This window comes from Flaviflexus huanghaiensis, from assembly GCF_014118685.1.
Taxonomy (GTDB): domain Bacteria; phylum Actinomycetota; class Actinomycetes; order Actinomycetales; family Actinomycetaceae; genus Flaviflexus; species Flaviflexus huanghaiensis.
The window spans coordinates 49,672-72,910 of sequence record NZ_JACFAK010000003.1; the positions used below are offsets into that span (position 1 = coordinate 49,672).

At 62.4% G+C, this 23,239-nt stretch carries 22 protein-coding genes; 13 read left to right on the top strand and 9 right to left on the bottom strand.

Annotated features, from left to right (window positions below; all coding sequences use genetic code 11):
- Positions 1–75: 75 nt before the first annotated feature.
- From typA to dapC, 5 genes are read left to right on the top strand one after another with little or no spacing between them, the layout of a single operon-like run.
- Positions 76–2,007 (top strand): translational GTPase TypA, encoded by a 1,932-nt coding sequence (typA, locus tag H7E91_RS03125; RefSeq protein WP_182353655.1) that lies wholly within the window; start codon positions 76–78, stop codon positions 2,005–2,007.
- The gene (locus H7E91_RS03130; protein ID WP_182353656.1) at positions 2,004–2,441 is read left to right on the top strand and encodes a hypothetical protein; all 438 of its coding nucleotides are present in this window, start codon (positions 2,004–2,006) and stop codon (positions 2,439–2,441) included. The genes typA and H7E91_RS03130 overlap by 4 nt, the downstream gene beginning before the upstream one ends.
- Positions 2,428–4,146, top strand: a complete 1,719-nt coding sequence (locus H7E91_RS03135) for a VanW family protein (RefSeq protein ID WP_182353657.1) — start codon at positions 2,428–2,430, stop codon at positions 4,144–4,146. The genes H7E91_RS03130 and H7E91_RS03135 overlap by 14 nt, the downstream gene beginning before the upstream one ends.
- Before the next feature lie 52 nt (positions 4,147–4,198).
- Positions 4,199–4,522 (top strand): ferredoxin, encoded by a 324-nt coding sequence (gene fdxA, locus H7E91_RS03140; protein ID WP_182353658.1) that lies wholly within the window; start codon positions 4,199–4,201, stop codon positions 4,520–4,522.
- The gene (dapC, locus tag H7E91_RS03145; RefSeq protein ID WP_182353659.1) at positions 4,522–5,652 is read left to right on the top strand and encodes a succinyldiaminopimelate transaminase; all 1,131 of its coding nucleotides are present in this window, start codon (positions 4,522–4,524) and stop codon (positions 5,650–5,652) included. Before fdxA ends, dapC begins: the two co-directional genes overlap by 1 nt.
- 59 nt (positions 5,653–5,711) lie before the next feature.
- Here the strand turns inward: dapC and H7E91_RS03150 are convergent, their stop codons facing one another.
- Genes H7E91_RS03150 through H7E91_RS03160 form a run of 3 tightly spaced genes read right to left on the bottom strand, consistent with a single transcriptional unit; the run spans position 5,712 to position 8,671 of the window.
- Positions 5,712–6,551 (bottom strand): NUDIX domain-containing protein, encoded by an 840-nt coding sequence (locus H7E91_RS03150; RefSeq protein WP_182353660.1) that lies wholly within the window; start codon positions 6,549–6,551, stop codon positions 5,712–5,714.
- Entirely contained in the window at positions 6,541–7,137 is a 597-nt protein-coding gene (locus H7E91_RS03155; RefSeq protein WP_182353661.1) for a Maf family protein, read from the bottom strand. Before H7E91_RS03155 ends, H7E91_RS03150 begins: the two co-directional genes overlap by 11 nt.
- Complete coding sequence (locus tag H7E91_RS03160; protein ID WP_182353662.1) at positions 7,118–8,671, bottom strand: DUF885 domain-containing protein; 1,554 nt, start codon at positions 8,669–8,671, stop codon at positions 7,118–7,120. Before H7E91_RS03160 ends, H7E91_RS03155 begins: the two co-directional genes overlap by 20 nt.
- A gap of 69 nt (positions 8,672–8,740) precedes the next feature.
- Here H7E91_RS03160 and H7E91_RS03165 point away from each other — a divergent pair, with 69 nt between their 5' ends.
- The 3 genes from H7E91_RS03165 (at position 8,741) to H7E91_RS03175 (ending at position 11,882) form a co-directional block, all read left to right on the top strand.
- Positions 8,741–9,772 (top strand): adenylate/guanylate cyclase domain-containing protein, encoded by a 1,032-nt coding sequence (locus H7E91_RS03165; RefSeq protein WP_182353663.1) that lies wholly within the window; start codon positions 8,741–8,743, stop codon positions 9,770–9,772.
- Between the two features lie 112 nt (positions 9,773–9,884).
- Positions 9,885–10,562, top strand: coding sequence for a response regulator (locus H7E91_RS03170; protein WP_182353664.1), 678 nt, complete (start codon positions 9,885–9,887; stop codon positions 10,560–10,562).
- Positions 10,563–10,565: 3 nt separating this feature from the next.
- Complete coding sequence (locus H7E91_RS03175; RefSeq protein ID WP_182353665.1) at positions 10,566–11,882, top strand: ATP-binding protein; 1,317 nt, start codon at positions 10,566–10,568, stop codon at positions 11,880–11,882.
- On the opposite strand, the gene H7E91_RS03180 is transcribed toward H7E91_RS03175, so the two are convergent.
- Complete coding sequence (locus tag H7E91_RS03180) at positions 11,853–12,290, bottom strand: GtrA family protein (RefSeq protein WP_241698351.1); 438 nt, start codon at positions 12,288–12,290, stop codon at positions 11,853–11,855. The two genes, H7E91_RS03175 and H7E91_RS03180, sit on opposite strands and share 30 nt — an antisense overlap.
- 72 nt (positions 12,291–12,362) lie before the next feature.
- On the opposite strand from H7E91_RS03180, the gene H7E91_RS03185 reads away from it, so the two are divergent.
- On the top strand, positions 12,363–13,490 hold the full coding sequence (locus tag H7E91_RS03185; protein WP_182353667.1) for a 5-(carboxyamino)imidazole ribonucleotide synthase: 1,128 nt from the start codon (positions 12,363–12,365) through the stop codon (positions 13,488–13,490).
- A 1-nt stretch (position 13,491) separates the two neighbouring features.
- On the top strand, positions 13,492–13,980 hold the full coding sequence (gene purE / locus H7E91_RS03190; RefSeq protein ID WP_182353668.1) for a 5-(carboxyamino)imidazole ribonucleotide mutase: 489 nt from the start codon (positions 13,492–13,494) through the stop codon (positions 13,978–13,980).
- On the opposite strand, the gene H7E91_RS03195 is transcribed toward purE, so the two are convergent.
- Positions 13,946–15,193, bottom strand: a complete 1,248-nt coding sequence (locus tag H7E91_RS03195) for an LCP family protein (protein ID WP_338401714.1) — start codon at positions 15,191–15,193, stop codon at positions 13,946–13,948. The two genes, purE and H7E91_RS03195, sit on opposite strands and share 35 nt — an antisense overlap.
- Positions 15,190–16,254 carry an LCP family protein gene (locus H7E91_RS03200; protein WP_182353669.1) on the bottom strand — a complete coding sequence of 355 codons (1,065 nt, stop codon included), beginning with the start codon at positions 16,252–16,254 and terminating at the stop codon, positions 15,190–15,192. The genes H7E91_RS03195 and H7E91_RS03200 overlap by 4 nt, the downstream gene beginning before the upstream one ends.
- 161 nt (positions 16,255–16,415) lie before the next feature.
- On the opposite strand from H7E91_RS03200, the gene H7E91_RS03205 reads away from it, so the two are divergent.
- Complete coding sequence (locus H7E91_RS03205; protein ID WP_182353670.1) at positions 16,416–17,249, top strand: glycosyltransferase; 834 nt, start codon at positions 16,416–16,418, stop codon at positions 17,247–17,249.
- Position 17,250: 1 nt separating this feature from the next.
- Here H7E91_RS03205 and rfbB read toward each other — a convergent pair whose 3' ends face one another.
- Positions 17,251–18,240, bottom strand: coding sequence for a dTDP-glucose 4,6-dehydratase (rfbB, locus tag H7E91_RS03210; RefSeq protein WP_182353671.1), 990 nt, complete (start codon positions 18,238–18,240; stop codon positions 17,251–17,253).
- A gap of 14 nt (positions 18,241–18,254) precedes the next feature.
- A complete protein-coding gene (locus H7E91_RS03215) occupies positions 18,255–19,556 on the bottom strand; it encodes a UDP-glucose dehydrogenase family protein (RefSeq protein WP_182353672.1) in 1,302 nt (433 codons plus the stop codon).
- A gap of 195 nt (positions 19,557–19,751) precedes the next feature.
- Between H7E91_RS03215 and H7E91_RS03220 the strand changes: the two genes are divergently transcribed.
- Positions 19,752–21,701, top strand: a complete 1,950-nt coding sequence (locus H7E91_RS03220; RefSeq protein WP_182353673.1) for a DUF6541 family protein — start codon at positions 19,752–19,754, stop codon at positions 21,699–21,701.
- Between the two features lie 140 nt (positions 21,702–21,841).
- Complete coding sequence (locus tag H7E91_RS03225; protein WP_182353674.1) at positions 21,842–22,765, top strand: ATP-grasp fold amidoligase family protein; 924 nt, start codon at positions 21,842–21,844, stop codon at positions 22,763–22,765.
- Positions 22,766–22,780: 15 nt separating this feature from the next.
- Here H7E91_RS03225 and H7E91_RS03230 read toward each other — a convergent pair whose 3' ends face one another.
- On the bottom strand, positions 22,781–23,224 hold the full coding sequence (locus H7E91_RS03230) for a DUF2304 family protein (RefSeq protein ID WP_182353675.1): 444 nt from the start codon (positions 23,222–23,224) through the stop codon (positions 22,781–22,783).
- Positions 23,225–23,239: the final 15 nt, after the last annotated feature.

The following is a 23,239-nucleotide window of genomic DNA, read 5'->3' on the forward strand; positions in this document are numbered from 1 at the left end:
GGCTACGATTTATCGGGGCCTTATTCGAGGCCATTCGCACGCGCTTCGCGCCGAGAAAGGAACCGAGCTACGCCGGTGAAATCAACTCGATCAGATATCCGTAATGTCGCCATCATCGCCCACGTCGACCATGGCAAAACAACCTTGGTCGATGCCATGCTGTGGCAGTCGGACGTCTTCGACTCTCACGCCTCCGTCGAGTCGACGGGCGAGCGTGTCATGGATTCGGGTGATCTCGAGCGTGAGAAGGGGATTACGATCCTCGCGAAGAACACCGCAATCACGTACCGCGGGCCATCCGCAGTCAAACACGGCGCTCCCGATGGTGTGACGATCAACGTTGTCGACACTCCCGGCCACGCCGACTTCGGGGGAGAGGTCGAGCGGGCCCTGTCCATGGTCGACGGTGTCGTCCTTCTTGTCGATGCGTCGGAGGGGCCGCTACCGCAGACTCGCTTCGTCCTGCGCAAGGCACTGGCGGGTCGGTTGCCTGTCATCGTCGTCGTCAACAAAGTTGATCGACCGGACTCGCGGATCGATGAGGTTGTGTCCGAGACGACCGATCTTCTGCTCAATTTGGCCTCGGACCTTGAGGGCGATGTCGATGAGACGGTCGACGTCGACGCGATCCTCGATGTGCCCGTCATCTACGCCTCCGGCAAGGCTGGGCGCGCCTCGGCGGTCCAGCCCGCGGACGGAACTCTGCCTGACTCGATGGATCTCGAGCCGTTGTTCGATGCGATCCTCGCCAACATCCCCGCCCCGACGTACGACGATGAGGCGCCAGTTGCCGCGCAGGTCACGAATCTCGATGCCTCTCCGTTCCTTGGCAGGCTTGCTCTCATCCGCGTCCATTCCGGCACGGTCCGAAAGGGCCAAACTCTCGGGTGGCGCCAGCAGGATGGGACGATGAAGTCGGCGCGGATCTCGGAGCTCCTGCGCACCGTCGGTCTCGACCGCGTGACGGACACGGAGGCGGGGCCTGGCGACATCGTTGCCATTGCAGGGATCCCCGAGATCACGATCGGCGATTCTCTCGTCGATCCGGAGAACCCCGTTGACCTTCCGAAGATTCATGTCGACGAGCCAGCGATCTCGCTCACGATCGGCACGAACACGTCCCCGCTAGCCGGGAAGGTCAAGGGCCACAAGCTGACTGCCCGCCAGGTCAAGGACCGTCTTGACCGCGAGCTTGTCGGCAACGTGTCGCTACGCGTGCTCCCGACAGAACGCCCCGACACGTGGGAGGTCCAGGGCAGGGGCGAGCTCGCGCTCGCCATCCTCGTCGAGCAGATGAGGAGAGAGGGCTTCGAACTGACGGTGGGTAAGCCTCAGGTTGTGACGAAGCTCGATGAGAACGGCAAGCTCCTCGAGCCGTACGAGCACATGACTGTCGACGTGCCAGAAGAGCATTTAGGCGCCGTCACGCAGCTCATGGCTGGACGCAAGGGCCGGATGACAACGATGACGAACCACGGCACGGGCTGGGTGCGCATGGAGTACACGGTCCCCTCTCGGGGTCTCATCGGCTTCCGCACGTACTTCCTGACGGAGACCCGCGGCACCGGCATCGCATCCTCGCTGTTCGCCGGTTACGACGCGTGGGCGGGCGCCATCGAATCCCGCGTGACCGGTTCCCTTATTGCGGACCGGCAGGGCGCCGTCACCCCGTTCTCGCTCCTGCGACTTGAAGATCGGGGTACCTTCTTCGTTGAGCCGACCCAAGAGGTATACGAGGGTATGGTCGTGGGAGAAAACCCGCGTGCCGAGGACATGGAGGTCAACGTCGTGAGGGAGAAGGAGCTGACGAACATGCGAGCCGCATCGGCTGACGTGTTCGAGTCCCTCGTCCCGCCGCGCAAGCTCACCCTTGAGGAGTCTCTCGAGTTCATCGAAGATGACGAGTGTGTCGAGGTTACGCCCGACATCATTCGCATCCGCAAGGTCATCCTCGACTCGCACGAGCGGGCACGCGCCAATCGCAGGCGGGCTCAAGGCCGACAGTGAGCACGTTCCGGGAGCTCGCCCGTGGGCCCGAGCAGTCGACTCATGCCAGGCGATTCATCATCTTCGCCGGGCTACTACTCGGCGGGTTCACGGCCCTCCTCGGGACAGTCACTCACTCGGGAGGGATCGATGGGGGCACCACGGGCCTCATCGTCGCGCTCCTCAGCGTCCTCCTCGGATCGATGGCATTCACGCTGTTCGCTGGCATTCCAGGCTGGCTTGGCTTCGGTCTTGGCCACCTTGTCACCCTCGCCGCAACGAGTGTGGCCGTCGAAGGTGATTCTCTTGGGTCACTGTCGCCGGAACTTAGCCGGTGGTGGTTCTACGGTGGGCCGCTCGCCATTATCCTTGGCGGTCTACTCGCATGGCTCAGTTTCGTTGTCATGAGCCGCGTTAGACTGTCGTTGGAAAGGGAACCACATGACATGGAATGACGAGTGGACGGTCGAGGACGACGGAGCCGTCGACGAACGTAGGCGCCTATGGCCCTGGATCGTCGCCGGAGTCGGCGCTGTGCTTGTCGTCGTGTACGTTCTTGCTGCGTTTTGGTTTGCTGGGCGGATACCACCCAACACGACCGTCGCCGGCGTTGACATCGGCGGCATGTCCGAGTCTGATGCCGCTGCGACCATCGAATCAGAGCTCGACGACGTCATTCGTCAACCGGTGCCCGTCACGGTCGTCGGCACCGACATCTCCGGCGTCGTCGACGCCGCTGGGACAGGCGTCGAAATCGACGGGTCGGCCACGGTTGATGGGATTACCGGGTTGTCGTTCAGTCCGGTCAACATGTGGCGCCACCTGAGCGGATCAGCGGAACTCACCCCGGTTCTCACGTTCGATGACGGTGCGCTCGCTTCCGCGATCGACGATCTTAACGAGCAGCTCGGCACCGAGCCGACAGATGCGGGGATTTCGTTCGCAGGATCGACGATCCAAACCGAGCCACAGATGAACGGCACCGGCATCGACGTCGACAGCGCCGTCGCGGTGCTCTCTGACGGCTGGTTGTCGCAGTCCCGTCCGATCGAGCTTGAGGCCGTCGACCTGGAACCCGAGGTGACGGATGAGGACGTTGAGAGGGTGAGGGCCGAGCAGGCGGAGCCACTCGTCGCAGCCCCACTCACCGTGACCGTGGGGGAGCGCGAGGTCGTCCTCGAGCCGGTTGACCTGGCTGCCGCAGCCTCTTTTGAGACGGTCGACGGGGAGCTGACAATGAAGCTCGACAGGGATGACCTTGTTGACCGGGTTTCCGATGGGGCGGGCGATGACCTCAATGCTCCGAAGGACGCTCAGATCATCATTGAAGACCACGCGGTCGGCCCCGTCATCAAACCGAGCGAAAAGGGCATGGTCATCGACCGGGAGGCGACCGGCCAGGCCATTGTCGATGTGGCGACGACGGAAACGCGCACCGTGGCAGCGGTGGTGAGCGAGGAAGAACCTGAGTTCACGACGGCCGATGCCGAAGCTCTCGGCATCAACGAGGTCGTCTCTGAAATCTCCACCCCGCTGACCAACGATTCTGTGCGGACTGAGAACCTTATCCTTGGCACGTCGAGGACGAACAACGTACTTATCCGCCCAGGGGAAACCTTCTCGCTCCTCGAGCACATTAGCCCGATCACGGCGGAGAACGGTTACGTCTCGTCCGGGGTTGTCATGGACGGCTTCAACTCGACCGCGCTTGGCGGTGGGCTCTCGCAGCTGTCGACGAACACGTTCAACATCGGCTACCGTGCCGGCATGGAGGACGTCGCTCACCAGCCGCACTCGAAATACTTCGATCGATACCCGATGGGGGTTGAGGCCACCGTGTGGGTGCCTGACGTCGACATGAAGTGGCGCAACACGAGCCCGTATGGCGCGCTCGTCGAGACGTGGGTCGAGGGCGGCCAGGTACGATCCCGGCTCTGGTCGACGCAGTATTTTGACGTCAACATCACCGTGTCGGAGCCCTACAACTTCCGTCAGCCACGTACGGAGGTCAACACGTCCCCGACCTGTGAGCCCTATCCGGCCGGGGGTCCTGGCTTCACCGTGGACGTGCGTCGCACTGTCAAGAGGGAGGGTGAAATGATCTTCGATAACTCGTATTCGTGGACATATCAGCCCGTTCACGCGGCGGTCTGTGGTTAAGTACGGAAAAATGGGATACTTTCTGCACATCTGGATGAGAGGACTCTGAATCGTGACCTACGTTATTGCGCTTCCCTGCGTCGACATCAAGGACAGGGCCTGCGTTGATGAATGTCCCGTGGACTGCATCTACGAGGGTGAGCGGATGCTCTACATCCACCCCGATGAGTGCGTGGACTGCGGCGCTTGCGAGCCCGTGTGCCCCGTCGAGGCCATCTACTACGAGGACGACACTCCGGAGGAATGGGCGGAGTACTACAAGGCGAATGTCGAGTTCTTCGACAAGATCGGCTCGCCGGGAGGTGCGGCAAAAATGGGTGTCATCAACTATGACCATCCCATCGTCGCGGCCCTCCCCGAGGGAATTAACGACTGATGCCGCTCCTGGGGGAAGGCCTGCCCGACTTCCCGTGGGATACTCTCACGCCCTACAAGACGGCCGCCTACGCCTATCCGGGGGTCACTGCTGACCTGTCGATCGGCACGCCTGTCGACCCGACGCCGCCCATCGCCACCGCCGCTCTGCAAGCATCTATTCAGTCCCCGGGTTACCCGCCCGCTCTCGGCACGCCCGAGCTCCGGGAGGCGATGGTCGACTGGTGGTCCCGTACTCGTGGAGCGACCGTCCCCCTCGACGGAGTGCTACCGACGATCGGTAGCAAGGAGATGGTCGCGCTTCTGCCTGCGCTACTCGGCGTGACCGGCAACGTCCTCATCCCCGACATCGCCTATCCAACCTACGACGTCGGCACTCGGCTGAGCGGGGCGGACCCGATCCCCATCGACACAGCGACCGACCCGGGAACGTGGCCGGAGGCGGAGCTCGTCTGGCTCAACTCTCCGGGTAACCCGCATGGCTACGTCCTGGATGCTGACCAGTTGCGGAGGATTGTGGAGTGGGGCAGGGCGACAGGCACCGTCATCGCGTCCGATGAGTGCTACGCGGCGTTGCCGTGGGCTGAGCCCTATATAAGCGACGGCGTCCCCTCAATCCTTGCGGACGACATCGCAGGCGAGGACAAGACCGGGTTGCTCGCCCTCTACTCCGCCTCGAAACAGTCCAATCTCGCCGGCTATCGAGCCGCGATGATCGCGGGAGACCCGGCGATCCTTGCGCCCCTGATCGAAATGCGCAAGCACATGGGCTTCCTCATGCCGGGCCCGGTCCAGGCCGCCATGACGGCGATTCTCGGCGACGACGAGCATGTTGCCGCCCAGCGGGAGATTTACCGCAGGAGACGAGACGTGCTCATGCGGGCGACCGCAGCTGCGGGACTCACAGCGGATCCGCAGACGAAGGCCGGACTCTACCTGTGGCTCGAGGATGAGAGCGGCACCCTCGATTCCTGGGGCATTGTCGGAGCGCTCTCCCAGCGCGGCATTCTCGTTGCACCGGGGACCTTCTATGGTCAGATGAGCAAGATGAAGGTCCGGATGTCGCTGACGGCGAGCGACGAGGCAGTCGACGCAGCCGCGGAGCGGCTCGTGGCCGCACCACTCGTGTAGCGACGGATGCCCTGTTCCTGGCCCGCGGACATTCGCGGGCCACGGCCGTACCAGTGTGCCTAAGAGCGGCTCCGGCGTGCGTTCTCGAGGGCCGAGAAGAACGCATCGGGATCGATCGGGTCACTGCCGTCGACGGCAGCCCCAACGGTGAACACGCGAGTGTAAGCCGCACTGTTGGCGGTTTGGGAGTCTGCTTGGTCGATTGAGACCGGGATTGCGCCGACGTGGGTGGCTGGCTCAATAGCAGGAGCATGGCCCCGAATGACGATGTCGGGAAAGAGGGCGACAGTCCGCCTAAAGTCACCGTCCCTCGCGGCCGCCAGGCCATCAATGATCGGTTCCTGGACAGCGCTCGGCAAGATGGTTGACGGAATCCCCGAGTAACCGAGCTCGGACACAGCCCCGTGCCCGACGCCCGCAAGTAGATCGGAGTCGATAACGAGAAGAGAGCGACCGAGAAGCGGTTCGAGCAGGGGCATGCTCTGATGGAAGGCGGGCATGAGAACCCTGTCCTCAAGGTCCCGCCAGCGCACCCACTCCATCGCATCCGATTCGTGGTCGGTTGCGATCGCACGCTGACCCTTAGACGCCTCCGCGACGCCGGTCGTATAAGACCAATCGGGGTGGTGAAGCGTTGTCGCCGCCCATACCCGTGAAGGGCCGAGCCCCGCCTCTTCGCGGGCCTCCCTCATGCCACCTTCGATCGGGCTCTCACCATAGTCGATTGCCCCACCGGGGATTCCCCACGTTCCCCCCGACATCGACCACCCGGCACGTAGCTGCATGATGACCTCAGGATCATCGGCGTCGCGCCACGCAAGGATCCCGGCCGCACCCGCGTGGCCCCAATGCCTGTTCCCGCATGCGCAGTAGACGATGCCGTCGGCGCTAGATCCCATCCCACAGCTCCGTTACCGACAGACCTGCCTGCGCCAGGAGCTGGCGCAGCAGCGGCAGGGACAACCCCGTCACACCGTGAGGGTCACCCTCGATACGGTCGATGAAGGGACCGCCGTATCCGTCGATCGTGAACGACCCTGCGACGTGGAGGGGCTCACCGGTCGCAATGTAGGACTCGATCTCCGCCTCCGACATCGCAGCGACATAGACCGTTGCCTCGGACACGCCGCCAAAGCTCCCTGACGGAGCGATGAGCCAGTGCCCCGTGAGGAGCACGCCAGCCCGGTCCGCCATCGTTCGTAGCCGCGACCGCGCCACGTCGGCCGTGTACGGCTTGCCGAGGATCTGTCCGTCCATGACGAACATCGAATCGCATCCGATGACAAGCTCCCTGCCCGACGTCTCGGCAACGGCCGTCGCCTTCGCGCGTGCCAGAGCAAGGACAACATCGGAGGCAGATGACCCCGACATGCGTTGAAAGATGGCGTCCTCATCAACCGTCGAGACAATAACCTCGGGCGTGATTCCCGCCCCGGTCAGCACCTTGAGCCGGCCGGGCGAGGCGCTAGCGAGACAGAGCTTCATGCAGGACGTCCAGACCGAGAGTGCCGAGGGCGAGGGCCCGCGAATGGAACTCGCGGCGCGATTCGCCCCTCGCGAGAGCCGCATCCCGCTCTGCCTCCCACAGGCGTTGACCGATCTTGTACGAGGGGGCCTGACCGGGCCAGCCGAGGTATCGATTGAGTTCGAACGCGAGGAATGACCGGTCCATGGCGACGTTCTCGGTGAGGAACTCCCATGCCTGCTCGGCTGTCCAACCCTTGACGTGAACGCCGATGTCGACCCGGACGCGGGCGGCGCGTAGGCGCTGGGAATCGAGCATCCCGAAGTAGTCCGCCGGATCGTCGAGGAAGCCAAGATCGGCCATGAGGCGTTCCGCGTAGAGGGCCCAGCCCTCACCGTGGCCGGACACCCATGCGGCGGCCCTGCGCCACGTGTTGAGGTGCTTCGAGGCGACGGCAGTGCCGATCTGGAGATGATGTCCGGGCACCCCTTCGTGGAAGACCGTCGTCTTCTCCAACCACGTGTTGAACGTGTCGACCCCCTCGGGAACAGACCACCACATCTGACCCGGCCGGCTCAGATCATCGGAGGGCTGGGTGTAGTAGATGCCGCCGGTACCCGGGTAGAGGACACGGGCGTCAATCCGGCGCAGTTCCTGCGGGATATCGAACTCCGACAGAACGCCCTCGACCGCCTCATCGGCGGTCTTCTGCATCCACTCCCGAAGGTTCTCCCTGCCATGCACCTGGCGCTCCGGATCCTTGTTGAGCCGGTCGATCGCCTCCGCCACGCTCGTGCCGGGACCGAACAGCGTTGCAGCCGTTTCCTCCTGTTCGGCGATGATCGACGCAAGCTGATCTTCAGCCCACTCGAACGTCTCGTCGATGTCGACCGTCGAGCCGAGGAAGTAGGCGAGGTGACCCTCGTAGCGCTCGCGTCCTACCCCGTCGACATCCGTCGTTGGCAGGGTTTTGAGAAACTCGGCGAGGCCCTCGAACTCCGCGCGGGCGGCAGTGGTGTCAATGTTGTGGTTTTCGAGCTCGTGAAGGATGCCACCGGACGCGATCTGCTCTGCTTGTTGCGTGACCGCACGGACCTGACGGGCAGGGAAGGGCGCGCCTTTGTCATGGCGCCATGAGAGGCTCTCTCGGTACTGTCTAAGCGCCGTGGGGATGCCGGCGACGCGCTCGCGGATGAGATCCCAATCCTCATCGGTGTCGCGCTCCATGAGGTCAAAGGAATCCCTTATGCTCTGCACCGGGGACGCGATGACATTGAGGCTACCGATGTCATCCTCGGAGATGGCAAGCCAAGAGTTGAGGCGCTCTGTCATCGCCGCCTTCGTTACCCATTCGTCGTCGTTGCGCGGCTCCATACCCGCAAGTGCCGCGAGGGTCGCGGTATCGAGGTCAACTGCCGCCTGAATACCGTCCGGGGAGAAATCGTCCAGCTGTCCGGTATTCGCCAGACCGGCCGAAGAAGCAAAGAGGGGCGAAATCGTGCAGAGAGACTCGACGTAGGAGTCTGCGAGATCATCGATGCTTTGTTCAGTCATACGACTAGCGTACGGTACCGTAAAGTCAGGGAGTTGGGGCAGGCGACAACAGCTGATAGACTACCACATGTGATCCGCGACACAGACCTTGAGAGGACGCGCCTCACCGTCGAGGCGCGAGTGAATTCTCTTCTCAACGGGCAGCCGCAGTTCACGCTCGTCGACGTCGCCGAGCGACTGGGAGTCGAATCCCGCATTGTCCGCCGGTTTTGGACGGCGATGGGATTCCCCGCGATCGAGGATGAAGAGAACGACCGCATCTTCACGGGCTTCGACATTGAAATGATGCGCCGGCATTTTGACAAGCTGTCCGCCGGTCAGCTTGATGCGACAACCCTCAACTCTCTCGTTCTCGCACAGGGCCACATGGCCGACCGGATTGCCCTGTGGCAGTACGAGGCCCTCGTCGAATTCGCTCAGTCGACCTTCGAGATCGACGATATAGCCGCCCGCTACTGGGTTATCGACCACATCGACGACTACCTTCAGCTCCTCGAGGATCAGATGAGGTACGTGTGGCGTCGGCACACGGCTGCGTTCTTACGCCGCGCCGACCTCGAGCTACGACGCCGCGGGCCGGAGAAGAATAGGCCGGACCTCCCGCCCCTCCAGAGAGCGGTCGGCTTCATTGACCTCGTCGCGTTCACATCCAAATCCCGTGAGCTTGGTAGCGACCAGCTCATCACCTTTATCCGCGACTTTGAGTTCACGTGCCGGGAAATCATCACAGAGAACGGCGCGCGGCTCGTCAAGACCGTGGGAGACGCCGTCATCTTCATCGCCGACGATGTGAAGATTGGTGCGAAGGTGGCAACTGAGCTCGTCTACCAGCTCGGCAAGATCGAAGGAATGCTACCCGTGCGGGCCTCGCTCCTGTGGGGCCGGGTCGTGTCCTCCTTCGGGGATATATTTGGCCCGACAGTCAACCTGGCGAGCCGGCTCGTCGACATCGCGGCAGAGGGAACGATCCTCATCGACCGTGCGACGTACTCGGCGCTCGGTGAGGCCGGTCTCAGCACGTACATGGTCCTTCCGTATGGGCAGCAGGACCTCGGCGGCACCGGCAAGGTTGAGATCTTCGAGCTCAAACGGTTCCGCTAGCCCGGTCGTGGCCACCCCACGTCCCTGTGCGGCTGAAGTCAGTGGACGGTAAGAGAAGCGCAAAAATCGATGAACGAGTCCACATGATTGGTTATGCATCTATACTGAAACCGTGACTACGGTATTACTTGTTGAAGATGATCTCGCCATCTCAGATCCTCTGGTCCGAGCCCTCGGTAGGGAAGGATATGAGGTGCGCCCGCACACCACCGGGCGCAGTGCACTCGATGAGCTTCAGAACGGAGCCGACCTCATCATCCTCGATCTCGGCCTGCCGGACATGGACGGCCTCGATGTCGCCCGCACGATCCGAAGCCAAGGCCTGACCGTGCCGATCCTCATCCTCACCGCGCGTGCGGACGAGGTCGACATGGTTGTCGGGCTCGATGCGGGGGCAGACGACTACGTGACGAAGCCGTTCCGCCTCGCCGAGCTCATGGCGCGCGTGCGTGCCCTGCTTCGCAGAGGCGCTGGCGATGAGGGGGAGCTCGACATTCTCAGCGCACAGGACGTGAAGGTTGATGTGTCCGCTCACCGCGCGTGGGTGGGCGACAAGGAGCTTCACCTGACGGGCAAGGAGTTCGATCTCCTCACCGTTCTCATGCGAGATGCTGGCTCGGTCGTGTCCCGAGAGGATCTCATGGAACAGGTGTGGGGCTCTGAGACCGCGACGTCAACGAAGAAGCTTGACATGCACGTGTCGTGGCTTCGCCGCAAGCTCGGCGATGACGCCGCGGAGCCGACCTACATCTCGACCGTTCGCGGTATGGGTTTCCGTTTCGAGAACTAGATCATGCGTCGCCGTGCGCTGAGGATGACTCTGCTGGCGGTCGCACTGGCAGTGGTCCTTCTCGGACTACCGATGGCGATCTTTGGCTCGACCATGCTGTGGAACCAGGAGATCTCCAGCATGCGCGACCATGCGTCGTCCCTCACATCGATTATCGACCGTCGCATCGACCGCGGCGACGAGGTGACGGCAGAACTCGTGAGCGGCTGGGGTAGCGATTCTCCGCAGTCTTTGCGCGTCACGGTATTTATGCCGAACGGCGAGCGGATTGAGGGGGCAGAGCCGATCTCCGACCCGATTACGGTTGTCGAGCGCGGCGTCGCTGGTGCCGTCGTCCAGGTTCAGACCGACAGAATTCACGTCTATCGCTCGATCGCTGGTTTCATCATCCTCGTCTCCATCGCATCGATCTTCGCTCTTATTGCGGGCGCCCTCATGGCAGCACGGCAGTCGCGCAAACTGTCCGCGCCCCTCATTTACCTCGCTGCCTCAGCCGAACAGCTCGGGTCCGGCACCGTTCGGCCGCACCTGCGGAAGTCCGGCATCGAAGAGATCGATCTCGTCAACGAGGAACTCATCCGCACAGCGGACCGTATGGCGGGCAGGCTCGCCGCTGAGCGGCAGTTCGCTGCCGATGCCTCCCATCAGCTACGCACCCCGCTGACAGCCCTGTCGATGAGGCTCGACGAGATCGAGATGATCACGAAGGATGAGGAGGTGCTGACCGAGGTCCACGCGTGCCAGGATCAGGTTGAGCGCCTGACTGGCGTCGTCGCGGAGCTCCTCAAGACGTCCCGTTCGGATGTGGGTGGCACAACCGAGGTCGTCAACCTCGACAGGGTGTTCGATCAGCAGTGGCAGGAATGGCGCAAGGTCTACTCCAAAGCAAAACGCGAGCTGAGCTTCGAAGGTGAGGAGGACGTGACAGTCCTCGCGACACCCGGATCGCTCTCTCAGATCATCGCCACCCTTATCGAAAATTCGGTTAAATACGGGGCGGGAAAGACGACGGTGTCGGCCCGCCGCACCGCGAACAGAAAGGGCGTCGTCATTACGGTGGCCGACGAGGGTGACGGCGTGCCCGATGACATCGGGGACGCCATATTCAAACAGGGTGTGTCAACCGGCGGATCGACGGGGCTTGGGTTACCTCTTGCGCTCAATCTGGCGCGTGCGGACGGCGGGAAGCTTGAACTGTCTCAAAACAGCCCGCCGGTGTTTTCCCTCACTCTCAATGCCGTGCCAACCTCGCTCGACCCGGACAAGGTCCTACCTCAGGGTGCTCTCATCTCAATGGGATCGAGGCGCCGCCGCCGCTGAGGCAAGCGGGTTGAACACGACGTACCGGTAGAGCACGTAGCGGAAGGCTGTGCCGAGAACGAGCCCGACAACATTCGCGGCGATATTGTCGGCAAACTGGGAGTCGAACCCGAGGACGAAGCGGGACACCGCGAGACACGCGAGAGCGACCGCCATCCCGCCAATATTGACGAGGACAAACATGGCGAACTCGCGGCGGCGCGAATTCTGTTGTTTTGAGCGGAACGTCCACAGCCGGTTCCCGGTCCACGCGAACACGATGGAGACCGAGACCGAGATTGTTTTCGCGGTCATCGACTGATCAAATGGCAGGTCGATTGGCCAGTGGTAGGCGAGCAAATTGAACAGGCCGACGTCGACAACATACGCGCCGAGACCGACGGTGCAGAACCTGAGAAATTCGATCAACCATTCCTTTAGGGTCTGGCCGCGTAGCAGCCGCCTAACGAAACGCGAGAACACTCGATTAGCATATAGGACATGGGACAGAAAGTAGTCGGCACGGGTGCTCGCGCGGCCGCGCCCGTCGTCTGCGTCATCGGAGGCGGCCAGCTGGCGAGGATGATGCAGGAAGCGGCGATCGCTCTCGGAATTGAGCTTCGAGCGCTTGTCGAGGCCGATGATGGGTCGGCGGCTCAAGCGATCCGCTACAGCGAGGTCGGCGCTGCCGACGATCGAGACACGATCGTCGCCTTCACCGACGGCCACCCGGTCACCGTCGAGCACGAGCATATTCCCAGCGATATCCTCAACGAGATCGGCTCGCGACCCTCGGCCGATGCGCTCATCTTCGCCCAGGACAAACTCGTCATGCGGTCGCAACTTGATGCCCCGCACCCGCGATGGCGGGAGGCCGCCAGCCGTGACGAGATCGATGGAGCGATCGCGGAACTCGGCGGAACAGCCGTGGCGAAGACGCCGCGTGGCGGCTACGACGGCAAGGGCGTTGCTGTCGTCACCTCTGCCGCCGACATCCCATGGGACTACACCGACGGAACCCCGATTCTCCTCGAAGAAAAGGTTCCCTTCGACGTTGAGGTGTCTCAGCTTGTCGCTCGGCGGCCCTCCGGCGAGATTCGGGCATGGCCGCTCGTCACGTCCGTCCAGAGGAACGGCATCTGCTTCGAGGTGACGGCCCCCGCCCCGGTTTCTCCCGCGCTCCACACGAAGGCCGAGACCATCGCGAGAACGATCGCTGAGCAGACGGGTGTCGTCGGAGTTCTTGCGGTTGAGATGTTCGCGGTTGGGGAGGAGCTGTTCGTCAATGAGCTGGCGATGAGGCCACACAACACCGGGCATTGGACGATCGAAGGCGCCGTGACGAGCCAGTTCGAGCAACACCTGCGCGCCGTTCTCGATCTGCCACTCGGAGATACCGCCCCGCTCGCGCCCTGGTCCGTCATGGTCAACCTGCTCGGCTCCGAGCTGGCCGACCCTCGCGAAGCCCTCAGCGCAGTCTGGGAGGCTGACCCGGGAGTGAAGATTCACATGTACGGCAAGGAGGTCCGGCCCGAACGAAAGATTGGGCACGTGACCGTGACAGGGGATGAGCTGGAGGAGGTGCGGGCGCGAGCCCGTGCCGCCATCGCCACCCTCGAAGGGAAATAACATGCGTGTTGGCGTTGTCATGGGGTCCGATTCGGACTGGCCGGTCATGGAGACGGCAACCGCCGCCCTCGACGAATTCGGCATCGAATGGGAGGCTGATGTCGTCTCCGCGCATCGCATGCCCCAGGAGATGATCGACTACGGCAGAACAGCGACCTCTCGCGGTATTGGTGTCATCATCGCCGGTGCGGGCGGCGCCGCCCACCTGCCAGGCATGCTCGCCTCCGTCACGACACTGCCGGTCATCGGCGTACCCGTCCCCCTCGCTCACCTCGACGGCATGGATTCTCTCCTGTCGATCGTTCAGATGCCGGCGGGGGTTCCAGTTGCGACGGTGTCGATCGGGGGCGCGCGTAACGCCGGTCTTCTTGCGGCGCGGATTCTCGGAATCACTGACGAGCGGATCGGTCGTCAGATGGCGAAGTTCCAGGAGGACCTTGCGGAGATCGCCAGGGCTAAGGGAGATTCACTCCGACGTCGGCTTGACTAATCGAGCCGTCAGCGACCTTGGCAAAGAACTCCTCGGTGCCCTGGGGGTCAAGGAGCACGGTTGAGCCGACTCCGCCAGGCTGGTAGTTGACGTCGACGATGGGGGGAGTCCCAATCACTCCATTGGGGCCCATGATCGTTCTCATCGGCAGCGCAATCCTGCCCAGTTCGAACAAGCTCATGTCCTCATCCACCGTCAACGCGGACGTTGTCTCGCCAACGAGACTGTACTGGCGCACCGGATTGATGAGTGTGGCGGGGCTTGCCGCCTTGTCCATAATCTTCGCGATGACCTGACGCTGACGCGCTGTGCGCCCGATATCACCGAGGGGGTCGGAGTACCGCATGCGGGTGAACGCCAGTGCAGTCTCCCCGTTCGAGTCATGGCATCCGGCCTCCCATACGAGCCCCGACATCGTGTCGTTGACGTCGTAGTCGAGGCACAGCTCAACTCCGCCCACCGCATCGACGAGGGAAGAAATGCCGTCCATGCCGACCTCCACATAGTGGTCGATCGTCAGACCGGAGAGCCCTTCTACGGTTTCAACAAGTAATTGCGGGCCGCCGACCGAGTAGGCGGCGTTGAGCTTCGCGTTGCCGTACCGCGGGATCGACACATAGGTGTCACGGGGTAGCGAGATGAGGGATGGGTTGCCGGACTCGGGGACATGGACAAGCATGATCGAATCCGATCGTTGTCCTTCCACGCCGTCATTAATGCCATCTTCAGAACGCCGATCCGTTCCGGCGAACAGCACGGTTCGCCCCGGAGTGTTGGGAGCGCCGGACAACGCCTCGACATGCTGTAGCTTCGAATCGCCATAGAAGTAGAGGAACACCGGCCACGCGACGAGGGCGATAACGAGCAGGAGCACGAGAGGACCAACGACGCGGCGACGACGGTGCGGGCGCCCGGGCGCAACCTGTCGCGGAGGTGCGGGCGGGGGCGCCGCAGGTCTCGGCGCGGGGCGTTGCATCTCGTCCATCGGTAGCCCGAGCGGCTGCTGTGGCCGCGGCGCACCCCGCCTGCGTGCCGGAGCGAACGAGGGCGGAGGAACGTCAGGGCGGGCTACCCTGTCGACAGGCTGCCGCACAGGATCCTCGGACTCTGACGGGGTTGACATGCGCTGGTTCCGGCCGCGGATGATCGTGGCGCCAGCAGCAGAGGGCCGCTTGGCGGGATTCTTCGGCGGATATGACGGTACGCCGGTCACTCGGCCTCCTGAGTTTCGTCCGCGGTGCTCGGAGTCGCGCTCGGATCTTCGGGCGGCTTGACCTCGCCATCCTCGTCAAAGATCGTGTTGAGTGGGACATCGTCCAGCAGAGCTTCCCACAGAAGCTCACCTTCCGCCGCCGGGAGCACACGCGCGCCAGCCGGATCCCACGGCATCGTCATGAGGAACATATCGTCCGTCGAGACGCCGCGTATCGAGTTCGCGAGCGAGGCAAGAGTGTCGATGTTGCCGAGCTGAGCATCCGTGACAATCGACTGGGACACAGCATCGACAAGCCTGTAGAGGGCCGGCAGGTCCGTGAGGATATTGCGGCTCAGCGCATCCTCCGCGATCGCGAGAACGAGGTCCTGCTGGCGCTGCATGCGGCCGATGTCCGACCCGTCGCCGATCCCTTTGCGGGCACGCGCGAATGCGAGCGCCTGCTCCCCATCGAGAGTCTGGCAGCCAGCCGCGACGTTGAGTCCCGCCATCGAGTCCGCGAGGTCCTCTTCGAAGCACATCTCAACCCCGCCGAGAGCATCGACAAACTGCTGGAACGACGCGAAGTCCACGACGACGAAGCCGTCGATGAAGAGCCCGGTCATGTCCTCGACGGTGCGGATCGTGCAGGCGGCTGCCGCGCCGACATCGTTCGTTTGCCCGCCGATGGAGAAAGCCGAGTTGAAGATCGCCTGGCTCTTCGGGGATGTCCACGTCCCGTCCGGCAGGCGGCACGACGGGATGTCGACGAGGGTGTCGCGGGGGATTGAGATGATTTCCACACGTGAGCGGTCGGCAGAGATATGGGCGAGCATTGTCGTGTCGGACCTCATACCGACGACATCGCCTGACTGGCCTGCGCCATCGATGTCGGCCTCACCCGCACGCACGTCTGATCCGAGAATGAGAAAGTTGACGTCCTCGCCCGGCTTGTACGGCTCAAGTTCCTCGGACTCACGGTCGAGGTAAATGTCGATGTCCTGCGACTGGATGTTGCTGTCGAGACGCGTGTAAGCGAAGTAGATTGCTGACGCCACGAACAGCACAATCGCGAGGAGCATGCTGATCACCGGAACCGCCCAGGGATACTGTCGGCTGGCTGCTGCATGGCTAGCCTCGCGGGGGGAGGAGAACGGACTCACGCTCTGATACTAGTCCGCAAGGCGAGAGTCTTGCGAAAATTGGCCTAGTCTGTCTGTGTAGATCACACGGAGGAGAAGAAGTGGCCGGACCAGAGATTCACGTTGTCACGGTCGCCTACAACCCGGGCGAAGAGCTGGAGCGGATGATCGTATCCCTCGAGGATGCGTGCCCAGGGCTTCATTACACCGTCGACATTGTGGACAACGGCACCGAGACGGGAATCGTTAACCGTGTCGCAGCTGACCGTGGCGCCCGCATCATCCGTCCCGGCGAGAACCTTGGATATGGAACGGCAGCGGACCTTGCTCTCCTCAACTCGGACGCCGACTGGTTCCTCCTTGTTAACCCCGACACGATATTTACCCCGGGTGCCGTGACCGCACTCGTCGAAGCGACTGCACGGTGGCCGGAGGGCGGGGTGTTTGGACCGCAGCTCGCGAACATGGACGGATCGATTTATCCGTCGGCTAGGGAATTGCCATCGGTTTCCACCGGCGTTGGGCACGCCCTGTTCACGACGTTCTGGCGAAACAACCCGTGGACGGCGCGCTACCACGGCAGAACCGACGTCGAGCACGCCTGCGGGTGGCTGTCCGGCGCCTGCCTGCTCATGAGACGAGAAGCGTTCTGGCACGTCGGCGGGTTCGATCCGGAGTACTTCATGTTCTTTGAGGATGTTGACCTCGGCAGGCGAATGACGGAGGCTGGCTGGCAGTCCATCTATGTCCCCACAGCCACCGTCATCCACGACCAGGGCATGTCGTGGCGGGACAAGCCAGCGATGATGATCCGCGCCCACCACGACTCTGCCGTCCGCTACATCCGCCAGGCGTACCCGGGCGTGAAGAACGCCCCGCTACGCGGGGCGATCATCACCGGATTGAAGCTTCGGGCGCGTTGGATGACCCGCTAGCCTACTGTCCCGTCTTGGCGTACTTCGCTTCGACCTCGGCCTTTTGAGCGCGCCACCAATCCTCGTTATTCCGGTACCAAGCGATGGTGTCGGCCAGTCCGGATGCGAAGTCTTTGAACTCCGGTTCCCAACCAAGCTCGAGTAGCGTCGTGTTGTCGATGGCGTAGCGCAGGTCGTGACCGGGACGGTCAGTGACATGGGTGAAATCATCCTTGTCGTACCCGAACTCTTCGAGAATCATCTGAACAACCTCGAGGTTGTTCTTCTCACCGTCGGCGCCGATGAGGTACGTCTCGCCAAGCGTTCCGTGCTCGATGATCGCCCACACCGCAGTATTGTGATCGCGGACGTGGATCCAGTCGCGCACGTTGAGGCCCGCGCCGTAGAGGCGCGGTTTGACACCGTCGATGAGGTTTGTGACGGTGCGAGGAATGAACTTCTCGATGTGCTGGTACGGACCGTAGTTGTTCGAACAGTTCGACAGGGTCGCCTCAACCCCAAACGACCGCACCCACGCACGGACAAGATGATCCGATGCCGCCTTTGATGCCGAATAGGGGGAGGACGGCATGTACGGAGTTGCCGGGGTGAACTTCGCGGGATCGTCCAGCTCAAGATCGCCGTAAACCTCATCGGTGGAGATGTGGTGGAAGCGGACGCCGTGCCGGCGAACGGCTTCGAGCAGCGTAAAGGTGCCGATGATGTTCGTCGTGATGAAGGGAGAAGGATCGTTGAGTGAGTTGTCGTTGTGGGACTCGGCTGCGAAGTGGACGACGAGGTCCGCATCCTTCACGAGCGGATCGACCGTGTCAGCGTCGGCAATATCGCCCTCAACGAGGGTAACGCGATCAAGTCCAGCGAGCGAGGCCGGATTGCCCGCGTAGGTGAGTTTGTCGAGGACAACGACCTCGACATCGGGCCTGTCTTCAACAGTTGTCCGGACGAAATTGGCGCCAATGAAACCGGCACCACCGGTGACGAGAATCTTCATAGTGTCTTTCTCTCCTAGGAGCGGCCCATGCCGTAGTAGGTCCAGCCGGCGTTCTTCCAGACTGTGGAATCGATGGCGTTGCGTCCGTCGATGATGATCTTCCGGGCAGGCGCGAGGGTGGTGGGGTCAAGGCTCTTGAATTCATCCCATTCCGTTAGCAGGAGGGTGATGTTGGCTCCCTCAATCGCCTCGTGAGCGTCTGCAGCAATAGGTGCTTCGGGGTCACGGGCAGCGATGACAGGGCCAGCGGCCGGGTCGGTGATGATGATATCGGCGCCGAGGCGGTCTAGCCGTTCGGCGATGTCGAGGGCGGGAGACTCGCGGGTGTCATCCGTGTTCGGCTTAAAGGCCGCCCCGAGAACGGCGATACGCATGCCCGTCAGGTCCTCGCCGAGCTCTGCTACGACAAGATCGACAACGCGCTGGCGTCTGCGCTCGTTGATGGCGTTGACGTCGGTGAGGAAGTTGAGAGATTCCAGGCCGAGCTCTTCGGTGCGAGCCTGGAAGGCGAGAGTGTCCTTCGGGAGGCAGCCGCCGCCGAAGCCGATGCCGGCCCGCAGGAACTTCCTGCCGATCCGATCATCAAGGCCGATCGCCTCGGCAAGCTTCGTGACATCCGCACCCGTCGCGTCACAAATCTCCGCCATCGCGTTGATGAACGAGATCTTCATTGCAAGGAACGAGTTCGCCGACACCTTCACGAGCTCAGCGGTCGGGAAGTCCATGAGGAGGCGAGGCGTGCCAGCCGCGATAATATCGGCGTACACCTCGTCAACCATGGCGAGGCCGTACTCGGCACTCTCTGGGTTCTTCGAGAGGCCGTACACCAATCGGTCAGGCTGCAATGTGTCCTTGACAGCAAAGGACTCCCGCAGGAACTCAGGGTTCCAGACGAGGACACCGCCGGCTTCCGTGACTGACGGCTCGAGGCTGTCGGCTGTCCCGACCGGCACGGTCGACTTGCCGACGACGACTGCGCGGTCCGCAAGGTGGGGAAGCAGTGACTGCACAGCGGACTCGACGTAGCGCATATCAGCACCGTGAGCATCGGCCTTTTGCGGGGTGCCAACGCCGATGAAATGCACGCGGCAGTCGGCGACCTGAGCGAAATCTGTCGTGAATGACAGGCGACCCGAGCTCACGCCCCGTTCGAGCAAGTCCTCGAAGTCCGGCTCATGGAACGGTGCCCGGCCCGCGGAAAGCAGGTCGACTTTCTCCTGGTCAACATCGACGCCGATGACGTCGTGGCCCAGCTCGGCCATGCACGCGGCATGGACTGCGCCCAAATAGCCACAGCCGATAACGGAAATCTTCATGGTCACCACGTTATCGCAAAGACAGCCGCTCCCCGCCTTTCGTGGGAGTCGTGGCGAGCGCTCAGCGTCAGTGGAAAGCGGAGCACCGCACGGTGCAGGCGTGAGGATGGTCAATATGCCGGTGCGGCTTCACGCTCGTCACGTAAAGTCTCCTACGACATATGCGCACAGCGGGCGACGTGAATGAGGGATGTTATGACGTGGGCTGACCTGGCGCTGAGCATGATGGCTCTCGCCCTCATGCTCATGGTGCCCGGATATGCGGTGAGCCGCGCCTTCCGTGTCCCCGCGCTGCCGGCACTTGCGGTGAGCCCGCTTCTCGCTCTTGGTCTCATCGCCATGACCGCCCACATCTTTCGGTTCCTCGGCATCGGTTGGAGCCCCGGGAGCTGGCTTGTCACCGCGACCATCATCACTGCGATCGGTGCGGGCGCCGCGTTCAAGCTGGGGGAGCTACGACGGCCCACATGGCAGCACTCACTGCCGGGGGTAGCCCTTATTGGCGGCACTCTCGTCTCCGCTGCGATTGGGGGATGGACGTTTCTTCGAGCACTCGTCGTCCCGAACGCGGTGCCGGTCGGTTGGGATGGCATCTACCACCTGTCTGGGGTCCGCGCAGTCATCGACACCGGTGACGCCTCCATCTTCGCCATGTCACGGCTCTATGAGGATGCGACGGTGTCGTATCCTTCCGGTTTCCACGCACTCGGAGCCCTCGTACCCTGGCTGGGTGCCGCCGGGGCAACGAACGCTGTCATCATCCTCTCGGTCTGCCTCATCCTTCCTCTGGGGATTGGCGGGCTTGCGCTCAAATCCTTCCCTGAGCATCCCTCCGTTGCCCTCATCGCTCCCGTCACCGCGAGCTGGCTTATCACCCTGCCAGCAGTCCTCTTTGGCTACCGCACGGCGCTACCTGCCGCCCTCGGCGCGGCCCTTGTCCCAGCGTTCCTGTGTCTCGTCTGGGTGGCCGTCTACCCGAGGATGAGATGGTCGATTCTCATCCTCCTCAGCATCGCCACTCTCGGGCTCGTCTACGCCCAGCCCGCGACAGTTGTGGGTGCTGGCCTCATGGCCCTGCCTGCCATTATCTCAGCGGCCGCCGGGCCGCTAGCCTCAGTTGCGCGGTCGAGGAAGTGGAAGACCGCTCTCGCCATCGGGCTCGGCGCGGGACTGGCGGCCATCGTCATCCGAGAGGTCCTTTCTCATCCGCGGGTGCAGGCGGTCGCCAACTATCCGCGGGGAACGACCGGGGCGGATAACTGGGAACGCTTGACTCTTGTCCTCACCGATGAATCAACGCTTGTGGGTGCGGGCTGGGAGCCGTGGATTCTTCCCATGTTCCTCATCATCGGCGCTACCTTTGCTCTCGTGTGGCGGAGCTCCCGCGCTGTCGTCGGAGCCTGGATCGTCGCGGCGACACTCTCGGTCGGGGCGATGAAGGTCGAGTGGTGGGGGAGCGTGTTCACGGGCTTCTTTTATAACGACTTCCCCCGCATCCTCGCGCTCATTGCTGGCCCCATGGGCGTGCTATCGGGAGCCGGTGTCGCCCTCATCGGCCTTGCGGTCCAGCGAATCGTGAGGCGCCGGCTGAAAGCCCCCGCTTTGATGAGTGCCGCGGCCGGACTGCTCGCGATATCGCTCGTTGTCCATTGGGCATGGGACACAACAGGTCATTTCCGTGACGAGCAGAAGAAGGCCGGGCTCGAATACAAGTACTTCACACCGAACAGCGGATGGATGAGGACGGTCGTGTCGACCTGGGAAGAAATTGAGTTCATCGAGGCTACTGCAGCGACGTTGCCGGATGATGCCGTCGTCGTTGGTAACCCGCTGTCCGGCACGACGTTCTTCTACGCACTGGGTGGAGTCGATGCCTACCCGAAGGCGATCAACACGTACCGTCCCGGCACCGCCGAGCATTATCTCGTCAACAACTTCCGTGACTACCTCGAGGATCCAGCCGTGTGCGACGCGGTGAGGGAGCTCGGCGCCACCCACGTCTATCTCAAACCAGTCGACTACGCGGAGGGCATTTACTCGGACCAGGGCCGGCCCGGTTTTTTCGACGTGCCGCGCGATGGGCTCACACCGTTCGCGATGTACAGCGACGACATCGGGCTGTGGACGATCGACGCCTGCGAATGAGCCGTCAGACTGCGGGAACGGACAGCCTCGATGACCCTCCCGTGCGTAGCGGCGTGCTTAGGCGCACAGCAGTGGATAGATATGCTGGTAGTCGTCTGTCGACTAAGAGAAGAGTCGACACTTGGTGAAGCGGGGTTTCAATGGCTTTGACCTTTCGTGGGATGACGATCCAGCGGATTGCCGTTCTTGAATGGCGAAAGATGCGAAGACGGCTGGAAGAACGGAAAAATCACCTGACACGGCCCAGCCTTGCCCCCTCCTTCTATCGCTCCTTGCAGTACCGGCGCGCCTATTGGAAAGAACTTGTCAGCAGACATGGCATGGATGACGAGCTCTATCCGGAGAATTCAAAACTCCGGTGCAGGGCCATTGCGCAGGCAGCAGGCGCGCCGGTGCCTGCTCTTCTCGACGGACCGGTCGCGGCACGTGAGCTTCGACCCCTCGATTATGGCGAGCAGTTTGTCATCAAACCGGATTGGGGCGCGTCGTCGCGTGGAGTGATGGTCATGCGAAAGGAGAATGACGGGTCGTTTATCGAACTCATTACCGGTAACCGGCTCGATCACGACGAAATTGCGGCAGAAGCGGAACAGCGAGTCGTCAAGAGTAGGCGCGGCCGTGTCAACCGTCTGATTGTTGAGGAGTCCGTTGCGGATGGTCACACTCGACCAATGGAGTGGAAGATATTCTCGTTCCACGGCGAAGTTGGGCTGGTCCAGCAGATGGCGCGAGGAGCGGGCGATACGGAGATGAAGCTCTACCGGCCAGACGGAACGAGCGCTGGTCGTTTGCGCAAAGACGTCATTATCAACGCAAATCTGACAGCCCCGGGAAACCTATCTGAGCTCGTCGATATCGCCCGGCGAGTGTCGCTTGAAATCAATTCAGGCTTTGTCAGGGTCGATCTCTTCGAGCGGCTCAGTGGAGAGATTGTCTTCGGCGAACTGAGTCTCATCCCGGGTGGTGACCTCTATTTCGGACGTGACTGGGACCGCCGGCTCGGACAGATGTGGTTCGACGCGGACGTGCGAATTCTCGATAAGAAGCGTCCCATCATCCCGTGACCAGTTCGGAGTCCGTCAGCTTTCTCCCGACGTGGCGCCACCGTTTCCTGACTCAATGCCGTGAACGCCAGCATCTTTGTCCGACTCCTTCGGAGCGGGAACGGATCCGCCCGGGACTTCGAACTGGCTACCCTGTGGCTGCGACCGAGCGATAGCGAGCTCACGTGCGAGGTCGGTGATGCGATTCTCGAAGATATTCATCCGGCGATAGCTGACCACGGCATAAGACAGGAAGGCGATGACGAGGAGGTAGAGAATGAGGTCGGCGCCGCGGCCAACGCCGACCCATTGCGCAACCGTGCTCGTTGTGTCTGGGAAGAGAATCGAGCCGAGCGCGAGAAGGACGAACACGACGAGAAGAAGCCGCCGAAGGGCAACATTCTTCGTGTTACTCGTTGACTTGATCAAGAAGTAGGCGATGACAAGCACCGCTACGATGAGGACAATTTTGATTACCACGACTCAGTCTTTCTT

Coding starts and splice junctions, on each gene's coding strand:
- H7E91_RS03155 (WP_182353661.1), bottom strand. CDS start 7,137: ATGAAGCTCTGTCTCGCTAGCGCCTCGCCCGGCCGGCTCAAGGTGCTG.
- H7E91_RS03200 (WP_182353669.1), bottom strand. CDS start 16,254: ATGCTCCTCGCGATTGTGCTGTTCGTGGCGTCAGCAATCTACTTCGCT.
- rfbB (WP_182353671.1), bottom strand. CDS start 18,240: ATGAAGATTCTCGTCACCGGTGGTGCCGGTTTCATTGGCGCCAATTTC.
- dapC (WP_182353659.1), top strand. CDS start 4,522: ATGCCGCTCCTGGGGGAAGGCCTGCCCGACTTCCCGTGGGATACTCTC.
- H7E91_RS03225 (WP_182353674.1), top strand. CDS start 21,842: ATGGCTTTGACCTTTCGTGGGATGACGATCCAGCGGATTGCCGTTCTT.
- H7E91_RS03150 (WP_182353660.1), bottom strand. CDS start 6,551: ATGGGATCTAGCGCCGACGGCATCGTCTACTGCGCATGCGGGAACAGG.
- purE (WP_182353668.1), top strand. CDS start 13,492: ATGCGTGTTGGCGTTGTCATGGGGTCCGATTCGGACTGGCCGGTCATG.
- H7E91_RS03220 (WP_182353673.1), top strand. CDS start 19,752: ATGACGTGGGCTGACCTGGCGCTGAGCATGATGGCTCTCGCCCTCATG.
- H7E91_RS03175 (WP_182353665.1), top strand. CDS start 10,566: ATGCGTCGCCGTGCGCTGAGGATGACTCTGCTGGCGGTCGCACTGGCA.
- H7E91_RS03160 (WP_182353662.1), bottom strand. CDS start 8,671: ATGACTGAACAAAGCATCGATGATCTCGCAGACTCCTACGTCGAGTCT.
- H7E91_RS03135 (WP_182353657.1), top strand. CDS start 2,428: ATGACATGGAATGACGAGTGGACGGTCGAGGACGACGGAGCCGTCGAC.
- H7E91_RS03215 (WP_182353672.1), bottom strand. CDS start 19,556: ATGAAGATTTCCGTTATCGGCTGTGGCTATTTGGGCGCAGTCCATGCC.
- H7E91_RS03185 (WP_182353667.1), top strand. CDS start 12,363: ATGGGACAGAAAGTAGTCGGCACGGGTGCTCGCGCGGCCGCGCCCGTC.